A 12692-nucleotide genomic window follows, 5' to 3' on the forward strand; every position below is an offset into this window, starting at 1 on the left:
CCTAGGCTGAACCCATGGCGCGGAGCATCTACATCACCTCGGCCGAAGGTCATACAGGCAAGTCGACGATCGCGCTCGGTGTGCTCGATGCGCTGATGCGGGTGACGCCGCGTGTCGGGGTGTTCCGCCCCATCGCGCGCTCCGTCACGCAGCGCGACGAGATCCTCGAGCTGCTGCTCGCCCACGACGGCGTGCACCTCGACTACGACGACTGCGTCGGCGTGAGCTATGACGACGTGCGCGACGATCCCGACCGCGCGCTGTCGACGATCGTCGCCCGCTTCAAAGCCGTCGAGGCCCAGTGCGATGCCGTGGTCATCGTCGGCAGCGACTACACCGACGTCGCGAGCCCCGCCGAACTCGGCTACAACGCGCGCATCGCGGCCAACCTCGGGGCCCCCGTTCTGCTCGTGCTCTCGGGTCGCGACCAGCAGCGGCAGGCGGAGCAGCTCGGCACCACGACCGCGCGGTCCGCATCCGCCGTCGGCCAGATCGCCTCGCTCGCGCTCGCCGAACTCGAGGCGGAGCGGGCGGAGCTCTTCGCCGTCATCGTGAATCGCGCAGCCCCGGATGCTCTGGGCGAGGTCTCTGCGGCCGTGGCCTCCGTGCGCCCCGCACGCGGCATGTCGGTCTGGGCGATCCCCGAGGACCGCACGCTCGTGGCCCCGTCGATCCGCGGCATCCTGTCCGCCGTCGACGGCCGGCTGCTGAAGGGCGACCCCGACCGCCTCGACCGAGAGGCGCTCACCATCGTCGTCGCCGGCATGTCGATGGTGAACGTGCTGCCGCGGATCACAGAGGAGGCGGTCGTCGTGATCCCCGCCGACCGCACCGAGGTGCTGCTGGCCACCCTGCTCGCCGACGCCTCCGGCACCTTCCCGCGCGTGGCGGGCATCATCCTGAACGGCCCGTTCCCGCTGCCAGAGCCGATCGTGCAGCTGCTCGACGGGTTCGCCTCGACGGCGCCGATCATCACCACAGACCTCGGCACCTACGACACCGCCGTCCGCGTCATGAACGCGCGCGGGCGCATCTCGCCCGAGTCGCGCACCCGCTACGACAAGGCGCTCGGTCTGTTCCAGGCGCACGTCGACATCACCGATCTGACCACGCAGCTCGGCCTCGCGGAGTCGACCGTCGTGACGCCGCTCATGTTCGAATACGGCCTGATCGAGCGCGCCCGCGCCGACCGGCGGCGGATCGTGCTGCCCGAGGGCGACGACGATCGCATCCTGCAGGCCGCGGCCACTCTGCTCTCCCGCGAGGTGGCGGACCTGACGATCCTCGGAGACGAAGCGGCGGTGCGGGCGAGGGCGCTCGAACTGGGCGTGGACATCAGTGCGGCGCAGGTCCTGAGCCCGAACGACCCCGAGATGGTCGAGCGGTTCGCGGCCGAGTACGCGCGGCTGCGGGCGCACAAGGGCATCACGCTCGCACAGGCCGCCGACACCGTCACCGACGTGTCGTACTTCGGCACCATGATGGTGCACCTGGGGCTCGCCGACGGCATGGTGTCGGGCGCCGCGCACACGACCGCGCACACGATCCGCCCGTCGTTCGAGATCATCAAGACGAAGCCGGGCGTCAACGTGGTCTCGAGCGTCTTCCTGATGGCGCTGGCCGACCGGGTGCTCGTCTACGGCGACTGCGCCGTGATCCCCGATCCGACCAGCGAGCAGCTCGCCGACATCGCGATCTCCTCCGCCGCGACCGCGCGGCAGTTCGGCATCGACCCCCGTGTCGCGATGCTGTCGTACTCGACCGGAGAGTCGGGGTCGGGCGCCGACGTCGACAAGGTCAGGGCGGCGACCGCGCTCGTGCACGAGCGGGCCCCGGAGCTCCTGGTCGAGGGGCCGATCCAGTACGACGCCGCCGCAGACGCGGCCGTCGCCAAGGCGAAGCTGCCCGGTTCCGAGGTCGCCGGCCGCGCCACCGTGTTCGTCTTCCCCGACCTCAACACCGGCAACAACACCTACAAGGCGGTGCAGCGCTCGGCGGGAGCCGTCGCGATCGGGCCGGTTCTTCAGGGGCTGAACAAGCCCATCAACGACCTGTCGCGCGGCGCGCTCGTCGACGACATCGTCAACACCGTGGCCATCACCGCCATCCAGGCGCAGGGACAGGAATCATGAGCGCGATCCTCGTCATCAACAGCGGCTCGTCGTCGCTGAAATACAGCCTGATCGACATCGAGCACGAGAACGAGCTGGCAAGCGGTCTGATCGAGCGGATCGGCCAGGAGCTCAGCCCGGTCGAGCACAAGGTGCGGCCGCAGACCGCGTCGGATGCCGTCGTCACGATGCTCGACGCGAAATACGCCGACGAGCGGAGCATCGCCGACCACGACGCGGCGTTCGGAGTCATGCTCGAGCAGTTCGCCGCGCATGGGCCGTCACTCGAGGAGCATCCGCCGGTGGCCGTCGGGCATCGCGTCGTGCACGGAGGGGCGCGCTTCTTCGCCCCCACGCTCATCGACGCCGACGTCGAGCGCCAGATCGAGGAGCTCTCGGTGCTCGCTCCGCTGCACAACCCGGCCAACCTCGCCGGCATCGTCGCGGCGCGAGCCGTGTTCCCGGATGTGCCGCACGTGGCCGTGTTCGACACCGCGTTCCATCAGACGCTCCCTCCGGCCGCGTACACGTACGCGATCGACGCCGACCTCGCGCGCGAGCACCGGGTCCGCCGCTACGGTTTCCACGGCACCAGCCACCAGTTCGTCAGCGAGTCGGCCGCCGCGTTCCTCGGGCGCGACCTCGGCGAGCTGACGCAGATCGTGTTCCATCTCGGCAACGGCGCGTCGGTGACAGCGGTCGACGGCGGCCGCTCGGTGGAGACCTCGATGGGGCTCACCCCTCTGGAGGGACTCGTCATGGGCACGCGGTCGGGCGACATCGATCCCGCCGCCCTCGTGCATCTCTCCCGACGGGCCGGTCTCTCCATTGACGATCTCGACGCGCTCCTGAACACGCGCAGCGGCCTCAAGGGCCTCGCCGGGCTCAGCGACATGCGCGACATCCTCGCCGGCCGCGAAGCCGGCGACGAGGCCGCGACCCTCGCCTTCGACGTCTACATCCACAGGCTGCGCGCCTACGCAGGGGCGTACATCGCCCAGCTCGGCGGGGTCGACGTCATCTCCTTCACCGCCGGGGTGGGCGAGAACGCCGCGGCGGTGCGCGCCGAGGCCATGGCGACCCTCGGCTTCGCGGGCGTGGAGATCGATCATGATCGCAACACCGCGCGCGAGCGCGGCATCCGCCGGATCTCCACTGACGCCTCGCGAGTGACCGTCCTCGTCGTGCCGACGAACGAGGAACTGCAGATCGCAAGGCAGACCGCAGGACTGCGCTGAATCCGGCGCGTCGGGTGAGGGGCAATGAGTTCGGCGCCCAACGCACTACGCTCGGCGTATGCCGCGCGACTACTTTGATCGGGACGCTTGGACGGGCCGCTTGAAAGGGTATGAACGTCCGACCCCAACCATGACGTTGAGGGCACCACTTCGCAGGGCGCGTTCCTCGGGTGCTGGAGCGTTCTTAGGTCTTGGCAGCGACGGCAACCAGTACTGGTTCAAAGTGCCCGGAAACCCCCAAGGTGATCGGGTTTTGGTAAATGAAGTCATCGTCGAAGAGGTGGGACGGCTCATCGGCGCCCCTGTATGTCGGCGTGCGCTTGCGCTGGTGCCGCCAAGTTCAAGTCGATGGACCGACTTCCCTGTTCGGCCTTCCGAGCACCCTCTCGTTGCCCATGCATCCCTACATGTACCTGGTGCGGTCGACGATGATGCCCTCGCATACACCCGTCGAGACGACAACGCCCGTCGGCAAGCCTCCCTTCTGGCGTTGTGGGATTTGTGTGTGGGAGATGATGAGCAATGGCTCTATGACGCGTCTAACTCGTCATCCATTTGGTCGTACGATCACGGGCTCTGGTTCACGACGGGCGAGGGCGATTGGGACACGAGTGTTCTCGAGCGTCTGGCGGACTTGGATGGAGCGTTCCGGAATCCACCTGCCGGGCTGAGCAAGGAAGCACTGCTTCAGGTGGCGGACCGTCTCGAATCACTTACTCCCGATTCCTATGTTCGAGCGATGTCCGCCGTCCCATTAGAATGGGGTGCTTCCGATCACGACCTTGAGTCGATGGCCTGGTTCCTCTACTACCGGGCACCTGCTGTTGCTGCACGAACACGACGAATAGCGGCCTGACCTGGTCGCATCCGAGATTCCCGGGAGTCATCATGGAAGAGCCGTACCTGTACTGGCTCGTTCGTTATGTACCGGATGTGGCACGGGGTGAGCAAGTGAATGTCGCCGTAATCGTTGGCCGCGACGGAGGCGACTGGGCGATTCGTGTCGTCCCGAATCTGCGTAGAGCTAGCAGGCTTGGCGGAGATGCGAGCGGGCTCCGCCCGTGGCTCGAGAGTATCGAGCGCTCGGTTCACGATTACGAGCATCCACCGTTGGCGCTCTTCGCGCGCGCGGATGCGCCGACTATCGGACGGGCTTGGCTTGAGCTTCTGTCGCATCGCTTCAACAACGTCCTACAAGTAAGCGCCCCAGCTCCTGTGGAGGCCGCATCGGCAAAGGACGGCGTTGATTTCCTCTACCCGGCTTTGGTCGCATCGCCGACGGCCGCTGCACGATCCCAGACTCGTACACGCATGGTGCAGAACCTGGCGGAATTGTATGTTCGCACCGGCAGCCTGGAACTGGGATCGTCGCTGTTGCGGCGTCCCAAGGCGCGGCTTGGTCGGCAACGAGGCAGGTTCGATTTCGCGGTCGTCGATGGCCGCGTTGATCAGCTTTCGCAGGCTTTCGCGTTCGACGTACGAGACAGCGAAACACTTGAACAAGAGCTTCAATCATGGAACTTCATCGTGAGCCGGTTGCGTACCGATGGTGGAGTGGTCCTATCCGGGACTTCGGAGCTACCTGCTTCCGAAGACGTGTCCGTTTCGGCGGCATATCAGGAGCCGCGACCGGGAGCTGATGCGAGGACCGTCGATGTCTTCGAGGCGGCCTTGGAAGCATGGCAGAGCCTGGGTGTGCACGCTGTGCCCAGCACGCAGCTAGACAGAATCGCGATCGAAGCGCGAGAGCTGCTTAACCCGGTTTCCTAACCGAGTCCGGCGCGCCACGCCGTCGGGGGTTACCTCACTTCACTCGCCCGACTACGCTTGCACCGTGGCACGGAGAGGTGCCGAACCCCCCTCGTCCTTCTCCCCGGAGGTTCCTGTGCCTGACGCTCTTCCCGATCTGCTCGGCGCCGAGGGCGTGCTCTTCGATCTCGACGGAGTGCTCACGCCGACCGCCGAGGTCCACATGCGCGCGTGGAAGGCCGTGTTCGACGAGGTCTTCGCCGCCTGGCAGATCGACCCCGCCTACACGGACGCCGACTACTACGACTACGTCGACGGCAAGAAGCGCTATGACGGGGTCGCGAGCCTGATGCACAGCCGAAACGTCGAGGTGCCGTGGGGGAGCGTCGACGACCCGCCCGAAGCCGACACGATCTGCGGCATCGGCAATCGCAAGAACGCCGCCTTCGCCGCCTCTCTGCGCGCCCAGGGCATCGCCCCCTATCCCGGATCCCTCGCGCTGGTCGAGAAGCTGCATGCGGCCGGAGTGCCTCTCGGCGTCGTCTCCAGCTCGAAGAACGCCGAGGAGGTGCTGGCGGCCGCCGGCATCCGCTCGTTCTTCACGGTCGTCGTCGACGGCGTCGTGGCCGAGAACGACGGGCTCGCCTCCAAGCCCGCCCCCGACATGTTCGCCGCCGGCGCCGAGGCTCTCGGCGTCGACCCCGAGCTCAGCGCCGCGGTCGAGGACGCGACCTCCGGAGCGGCCTCCGCGGCCGCAGCGGGCTTCGCGACCGTGGTCGGCGTCGATCGCGGCACGGGCGCCGACGCGCTGCGCGCCGCGGGCGCCACCGTCGTCGTGACCGATCTCGACGTGTTCCTGACAGCATCCGACTCCGCACCCGACTCCGAGGAGACCGCATGATCGACCGCGACCGCTTCCCCGTCGACCCCTGGCGCCTGATCGAGACGCGCTACACCGAAGACGGGGTCGGCGAGACGCTGTTCGGCGTCGGCAACGGCTATCTCGGGCTCCGCGGCAATCACATCGAGGGCCGCGGCGCGCACGAGCACGGCACGTTCATCAACGGCCTGCACGAGACCTGGCCGATCCGGCACGCCGAGCAGGCCTACGGCTTCGCCGAGGTGGGGCAGACCATCGTCAACGCCCCCGACGCCAAGGTCATGCGGGTGTACGTCGACGACGAGCCGATCTCGTTCGACGACGCCGATGTGCGCGAGTATCGCCGCACGCTCGACATGCGCACAGGTGTGCTCGAGCGCGTCGTCGTGTGGGAGACGCCGTCCGGCAAGCGCGTGCGCATGCGCGATGAGCGCATCGTCAGCTTCGCCGAGCGTCACCTGGCCGTGCTGAGGCTCGAGGTCGTGGTCGAGAACTCGGACGCGCCCGTGACGATCAGCTGTCAGCTGCTGAACCGGCAGGACGGCGCGGGCGTCTACGCCGGCACGCCTGTCGAGGCCCAGGGCGCGGGCTTCGATCCGCGCAAGGCCGAGAAGATCGCCGATCGCGTGCTGCAGCCCGCCGAGCACTGGCAGGACGGACTGCGCTCCGCGCTGTCGTATCGCGTCGCGGCATCGGGAATGACCGTGGCGGTCGTGGCCGATCACGTCATCGAGACCGACAACGAGTACAGCGCCCGCACTCTGATCGAAGCGGACATCGCCAAGAACGTGTTCCGTGTGCAGGCGAAGGCCGGCGTGCCGATCACGGTGACCAAGCTCGTGAGCTATCACACCTCCCGCGGCGTGCCGCCCCGCGAGCTCGTCGACCGCTGCCGTCGCTCGCTCGACCGTGTCGTGGTCGAGAGCGTCGATGTGCAGTTCCAGCGTCAGGCCGAGTGGCTCGCCGCGTTCTGGGAGCGCAGCGACGTGCAGATCGACGGGCACGACGACCTGCAGCAGGCGACCCGGTGGTGCCTGCTGCAGCTCGCACAGGCCTCTGCCCGTGCCGACGGCACAGGAGTCGCCGCGAAGGGCGTCACCGGCTCGGGGTACAGCGGGCACTACTTCTGGGACACCGAGATCTACGTGCTCCCGTTCCTCACGTACACATCGCCGCAGTGGGCGCGCAACGCGCTGCGCGCCCGGGTGCTGATGCTGCCCGCCGCCAGGCGGCGTGCCGCGCAGCTCAACGAGGCCGGCGCCCTCTTCCCGTGGCGCACGATCAACGGCGAGGAGGCTTCGGCGTACTACGCGGCGGGCACCGCGCAGTACCACATCAACGCCGACGTGAGCTTCGCCCTCGGCAAGTACGTGCGGGCGACCGGCGACGAGGAGTTCCTGCGGCGTGAAGGGGCCGAGATCGCGATCGAGACCGCCCGGCTGTGGGCGACTCTCGGGTTCTGGCGCACCTCGAGGGATGTGGCGAACAGGGCGGATGCTGATCGCATCTCGACCTTCCACATCCATGGCGTTACCGGCCCTGACGAGTACACGACGGTCGTGAACGACAATCTGTACACGAACGTCATGGCACGCTACAACCTCCGCTACGCCGCGAAGGTCGTGCACGAGATCGCCGAGGGCTACCCTGAGGACTTCGCGCGGCTGGTCGAGCGCACGGGGCTTCGGCCCGAGGAAGCCGATGAGTGGGAGCGCGCGTCCGAGGCGATGTTCATCCCGTACAGCGAGGCGCTCGGCATCCATCCGCAGGACTCGCTGTTCCTGGAACGCGAGGTGTGGGATCTGGCGCACACGCCGGATTCGCAGCGTCCTCTGCTGCTGCACTTCCACCCGCTCGTCATCTACCGATTCCAGGTGCTCAAGCAGGCTGACGTCGTGCTCGCGCTGTTCCTGCAGGGCAACCACTTCACGCCGGAGGAGAAGCGCGCCGACTTCGACTACTACGACCCGCTGACCACGGGCGACTCCACGCTCTCCGCGGTCGTGCAGTCGATCCTCGCGGCGGAGGTCGGCTATCAGGACCTCGCTCTGGAGTACTTCTCCCAGTCGATCTTCGTCGACCTGCACGATCTGCACCACAACGCCGCCGACGGCGTGCACGTCGCATCGGCCGGTGGCGTGTGGACTGCGCTCGTGAGCGGATTCGGCGGCATGCGCGACTACGCGGGCGAGCTCAGCTTCGACCCGCGTCTTCCGGCCAGCTGGCCGCGACTGTCGTACCCGCTGCAGTGGCAGGGATCCTCGCTGCTGGTGACGGTGACGCGCGATGCGCTGACGGTCGAGGTGCGCTCGGGGGAACCGGTGCCGTTCACGGTGCGCGGCGACGCGTACATCGCAACGGCGGGCTCTCCCGTGATCGTCGAGCTCGCGGATCAGGGGCCGGTCATCCCCGGCCGCCCCTCGCTGCGCCAGTTCGAGGATGCGCTGCGTGAGGACGGCACGCCGCTGTCGGCATCCGTTCCGGTGATCACGACGGCGATCCCGATCATCGGATCCGACCCGATCGACTGATCCCGTCGCCGAGACCCCGCCGTGTCGCCGAGACCCCGTCTCAGCAATGCCGCAAGGGCGGGGTGTCGGCGCGGATCCGGGGTTTCGCCGAGGCGATGAGGACGATCGTCCTCAGGGCCGACCGCAAGGTCGGCGGCACGCCGTAGGCTGTTCTGGTGACTACAGCCCTCTACCGCCGCTACCGGCCCGAGTCCTTCGGCGAGATGATCGGGCAGTCCCAGGTGACCGATCCGCTGATGACCGCGCTTCGCGGTGACAGGGTCGGGCACGCGTATCTCTTCTCAGGGCCCCGCGGCTGCGGCAAGACCACCTCGGCGCGCATCCTCGCGCGGTGCCTGAACTGCGCAGAGGGGCCGACCGACGTGCCCTGCGGCACCTGCCCCAGCTGCGTCGAGCTCTCGCGTGCGGGCGGCGGATCCCTCGACGTGGTCGAGATCGACGCCGCCAGCCACAACGGCGTCGACGACGCTCGAGACCTGCGCGAGCGGGCGACGTTCGCGCCCAGCCGCGATCGCTACAAGATCTTCATCCTCGACGAGGCGCACATGGTGACGCCGCAGGGCTTCAACGCGCTGCTGAAGCTCGTGGAAGAGCCGCCGGAGCACGTCAAGTTCATCTTCGCGACCACCGAGCCCGAGAAGGTGCTCGGGACGATCCGCTCGCGCACCCACCACTACCCGTTCCGGCTCGTGCCGCCTGCAGCGATGCTCGAGTACGTCGAGAAGCTGTGCAAGGAAGAGGGGGTGGCCGTCGAACAGGGTGTGCTGCCGCTCGTCGTCCGCGCCGGCGGCGGGTCGCCTCGTGACACGCTGTCTCTGCTCGACCAGCTGATCGCCGGGTCCGATTCGCCGGCGGGCTCCGAGATCGTCGAGGTCAAGTACGAGCGCGCGGTGTCGCTGCTCGGCTATACGCACGCGACGGTGCTCGACGAGATCGTCGACGCGCTCGCCGCGGGCGACGCCGCAGCCGCCTTCCCGGCGATCGACAAGGTCGTGCAGACCGGTCAGGATCCTCGCCGCTTCGTCGACGATCTGCTCGAGCGCCTGCGCGACCTGATCGTCATCGCCGCCGTCGGAGCCGGTGCAGCCGCTGTCCTGCGCGGCGTGGCCGACGACGAGCTCGAGCGCTGGCGCGGTCAGGCTGCGGTCTTCGGGTCGGCGCGGCTCTCGCGCACGGCCGACATCGTCAGCGCAGCACTCGACGACATGTCGGGTGCCACATCGCCTCGCCTGCATCTCGAACTGCTCGTCGCGCGCGTCCTCGCCGGAGGTGCGGATGCCGGAACCTCTGCGCCTGTCGCCTCCGCTCCTGCGGCGTCCGCTCCTGTCACCTCTGCGCCTGCGGCCTCCGCTCCTGTCACCTCTGCGCCTGCGGCCGCCACGGCTGAGCCCGTCGCCTCGCCGGTCGCCCCGCGAGGGAGCGCAGCGACCGAGACGAAACGCGTCGATCCTGCCGCGACGTCGGCTCCTGCCGTGACGTCGGCTCCTGCCTCGACGTCGGCTCCCGTCGCTGCCGCTTCCGCGCCCGCGTCGTCCGCGCCCGCAGCTCCCTCGGGCCCCGTGACCCTCGAGCGCATCGCCGGCTCGTGGTCTGCGGTCCTCAAGCGCCTGGAAGACATCAGCCGTACCTCGTGGCTGCTCGCGACAGCCGTTCAGCCGCTCGCCTACGACACCGAGAGCGAGGTGCTGACGCTCGGGTTCACGAGCCAGCACGACGTTCAGAAGTTCAAGGGTTCCGTTCCGGGTTCCGGCCCGTCCGATCACCTGCGCACGGCGATCGAGCAGGAGCTCGGCGTCACGGTGAAGTACCGCCCGGCCCCGATGCCGGCTGGCGGCGCGCCGCGTCAGCCCTCGTCGTCCGCGCCGTCGACGGGCGACGCGCCCTCCGCATCGGAGCCTGCGTCAGCGCGGTCTTCCCGCCCGCAGTCCCGTTCCGAGTCCTCGGCACCTGTGACCGAGTGGGCGGTCGCGTCGATCCCCGCGGCGTCTTCTGACGCTGCGGCTCCCGCGACGCTCGGCAGCGGTGCCCCGACCGCGCCGACGGCCGAGGCAGCTGCAGCTGCAGCTGCATCCATCGCTTCCGGGCCCGTCGCTGCTGCCGCGACCGCATCGGTGGTTCCGCCGGCCTCCGTCGCCGGCACGTCCTCGGATGCGCCCGTTCAGATGCCTCAGCCGAGCGTAGGGACGGCCGAGACGCCTCGCCGCGATTCGTCGTCCGCGCCGGCCCCCGCGGCCGTCGACGAACCTCCGTACGATGACGAGCCTCCTTACTACGATGACGAGCCGCCGTACGATCCCGCCTATGAGCCGGCGTCCGTCGGGGCGCCGGTGGCACGCCCGACCGCCCCGGCCTCGCCGGCCCCGGCCCACACCGCCCCGGCATCCTCAGCCCCGGCATCCGCTCCCTCCCCTTCGCCTGTCCGCCCGCAGTCCGCGCCGGTGGTGACGGAGCGCGCCCCCGGCGGGGGAGTGCAGCGCTACGGCGAGGCCGTGATCCGCCAGGTGCTTGGCGCGACGTTCGTGCGCGAAGAGCCCTACGAGCCCCCGACGAGGTTCAACTGATGTACGACGGCATCGTCCAAGAGCTGATCGACGAATTCGGCCGTCTTCCCGGCATCGGACCGAAGTCGGCCCAGCGCATCACCTTCCACATCCTGCAGACGCCGACCTTCGACGTCGCGCGTCTGGCCGAGCTGCTCTCCGAGATCCGCACGCGCGTGCGGTTCTGCGAGATCTGCGGCAACGTCGCCGAGCAGGACCGCTGCGCGATCTGCCGCGATCCGCGGCGCAACCCGGCGCTCATCTGCGTCGTCGAGGATGCGAAGGATGTGGCGGCGATCGAGCGCACGCGCGAGTTCCGCGGGCTCTACCACGTGCTCGGTGGCGCGATCAGCCCGATCGCCGGGATCGGCCCCGACGATCTGCGCATCGCCCAGCTGATGTCGCGCCTCGCGGACGGCACCGTGCAGGAGGTCATCCTCGCGACCAATCCCAATCTCGAGGGCGAGGCGACAGCGAGCTACCTCAGCCGCCTTCTCACCACGATGCAGATCACCGTCTCGCGGCTGGCCTCCGGCCTTCCCGTCGGCGGCGACCTCGAGTACGCCGACGAGGTCACGCTCGGCCGTGCCTTCGAGGGCCGGCGCGTCCTGTGACCGCACAGTCGGGCTTCTCGCGCCGCGGCTGGCTGCTCTTCGCAGCGATGTGCCTGCTGTGGGGAGTGCCGTACCTGTTCATCAGCGTGGCGGTCGAGTCGTTCTCGCCGCCCGCGATCGTCGCCGGGCGCACGCTCATCGCGGCGCTCCTGCTGCTGCCCTTCGCGATCCGCTCCGGAGCGCTCCGGCCCGCGCTCAAGATGTGGCCGTGGGTGCTGGCGTTCGGCCTGGTCGAGATGGCAGGGCCCTTCGTGCTGCTCGGGCACGCGGAGATGACGCTGCCTTCGGGCATGACCGGGCTCCTCGTCGCGACCGTGCCGCTGTTCGCCGCGCTGATCGCCCTGGGCGGTGGGGACAGGGCAGTGCTGCGGCCCGCCCGCGCGATCGGCCTGATCGTCGGCTTCATCGGCGTCGCGATCGTGGTCGCCGGCCCCGGGCTGTTCGGCGGCGACGTGAGCCTTCTCGCGGCCGGCGAGGTTCTGCTGGTCGCCGTCCTGTACGCGATCGCCCCCTTCATCGTGGCGCGCAAACTCGGCGACGTGCCCTCACTCGGCACGATCACGCTCTCGCTCATGATGATCGGCATCCTGTATCTGCCGATCGGGCTGCTCACGCAGCACGAGGTGCCCACGCTGCCGTCGATCGGCGCCATGCTCACGCTCGCCGTGGTCTGCACGGCCATCGCGTTCCTGGCGTTCTTCGCGCTGATCCGCGAGGTGGGCCCTGTGCGTGCGCCGCTGTTCACCTACGTCAACCCGGTGGTGGCGATCATCCTCGGCGCGATCGTGCTCGCCGAGCCGCTGACCCCCGGGCTTCTGATCGGATTCCCGCTGATCATCGCCGGATGCTGGTTCGCCGGCACCGGCGGACGGCTCCGGCCCGCGGCATCCGCCCCTGCTCCGCTGCCGCCCGCACCCTGAGCCTCCTCCGGGTGCGCCCGCCCGCCTCCGCCCGCGGCGTCCGCCCGTCATGCAGGTGTGAAAAGTCGGAGATTCGACGCGACACGCCGGCGGAGCGAGCCGCGGTGCG

General features: G+C 68.9%; 9 protein-coding genes. All 9 read left to right on the forward strand.

Annotated features, from left to right (window positions below; genetic code table 11):
* Positions 1-14 precede the first annotated feature (14 nt).
* On the forward strand, positions 15-2132 hold the full coding sequence (pta, locus tag RS84_RS00340) for a phosphate acetyltransferase (protein ID WP_045255776.1): 2118 nt from the start codon (positions 15-17) through the stop codon (positions 2130-2132).
* Positions 2129-3349 (forward strand): acetate/propionate family kinase, encoded by a 1221-nt coding sequence (locus tag RS84_RS00345; protein ID WP_045255777.1) that lies wholly within the window; start codon positions 2129-2131, stop codon positions 3347-3349. The genes pta and RS84_RS00345 overlap by 4 nt, the downstream gene beginning before the upstream one ends.
* Positions 3350-3407: 58 nt before the next feature.
* Positions 3408-4205 (forward strand): hypothetical protein, encoded by a 798-nt coding sequence (locus RS84_RS19045; RefSeq protein ID WP_152641705.1) that lies wholly within the window; start codon positions 3408-3410, stop codon positions 4203-4205.
* A gap of 32 nt (positions 4206-4237) precedes the next feature.
* Positions 4238-5119 (forward strand): DUF3037 domain-containing protein, encoded by an 882-nt coding sequence (locus RS84_RS18830; protein WP_082061973.1) that lies wholly within the window; start codon positions 4238-4240, stop codon positions 5117-5119.
* A gap of 115 nt (positions 5120-5234) precedes the next feature.
* Complete coding sequence (locus tag RS84_RS00355) at positions 5235-5999, forward strand: beta-phosphoglucomutase family hydrolase (protein WP_045255779.1); 765 nt, start codon at positions 5235-5237, stop codon at positions 5997-5999.
* Positions 5996-8509: a glycoside hydrolase family 65 protein gene (locus tag RS84_RS00360; RefSeq protein WP_045255780.1), complete on the forward strand. Its 2514-nt coding sequence runs from the start codon at positions 5996-5998 to the stop codon at positions 8507-8509. The genes RS84_RS00355 and RS84_RS00360 overlap by 4 nt, the downstream gene beginning before the upstream one ends.
* Positions 8510-8664: 155 nt before the next feature.
* Positions 8665-11070, forward strand: a complete 2406-nt coding sequence (locus tag RS84_RS00365) for a DNA polymerase III subunit gamma and tau (RefSeq protein WP_200891943.1) — start codon at positions 8665-8667, stop codon at positions 11068-11070.
* Positions 11070-11663 carry a recombination mediator RecR gene (recR, locus tag RS84_RS00370; protein WP_045255782.1) on the forward strand — a complete coding sequence of 198 codons (594 nt, stop codon included), beginning with the start codon at positions 11070-11072 and terminating at the stop codon, positions 11661-11663. The genes RS84_RS00365 and recR overlap by 1 nt, the downstream gene beginning before the upstream one ends.
* A complete protein-coding gene (locus RS84_RS00375; protein ID WP_052676147.1) occupies positions 11660-12583 on the forward strand; it encodes a DMT family transporter in 924 nt (307 codons plus the stop codon). Before recR ends, RS84_RS00375 begins: the two co-directional genes overlap by 4 nt.
* Positions 12584-12692 lie beyond the last annotated feature (109 nt).

Source organism: Microbacterium hydrocarbonoxydans, assembly GCF_000956475.1.
Classification (GTDB): Bacteria; Actinomycetota; Actinomycetes; order Actinomycetales; family Microbacteriaceae; genus Microbacterium; species Microbacterium hydrocarbonoxydans_A.

Bases quoted from the DNA above. Each gene is read 5' to 3' on its own strand.
- RS84_RS00345 (WP_045255777.1), top strand. From the start codon at position 2,129: ATGAGCGCGATCCTCGTCATCAACAGCGGCTCGTCGTCGCTGAAATAC.
- RS84_RS18830 (WP_082061973.1), top strand. From the start codon at position 4,238: ATGGAAGAGCCGTACCTGTACTGGCTCGTTCGTTATGTACCGGATGTG.
- pta (WP_045255776.1), top strand. From the start codon at position 15: ATGGCGCGGAGCATCTACATCACCTCGGCCGAAGGTCATACAGGCAAG.
- recR (WP_045255782.1), top strand. From the start codon at position 11,070: ATGTACGACGGCATCGTCCAAGAGCTGATCGACGAATTCGGCCGTCTT.
- RS84_RS00360 (WP_045255780.1), top strand. From the start codon at position 5,996: ATGATCGACCGCGACCGCTTCCCCGTCGACCCCTGGCGCCTGATCGAG.
- RS84_RS19045 (WP_152641705.1), top strand. From the start codon at position 3,408: ATGCCGCGCGACTACTTTGATCGGGACGCTTGGACGGGCCGCTTGAAA.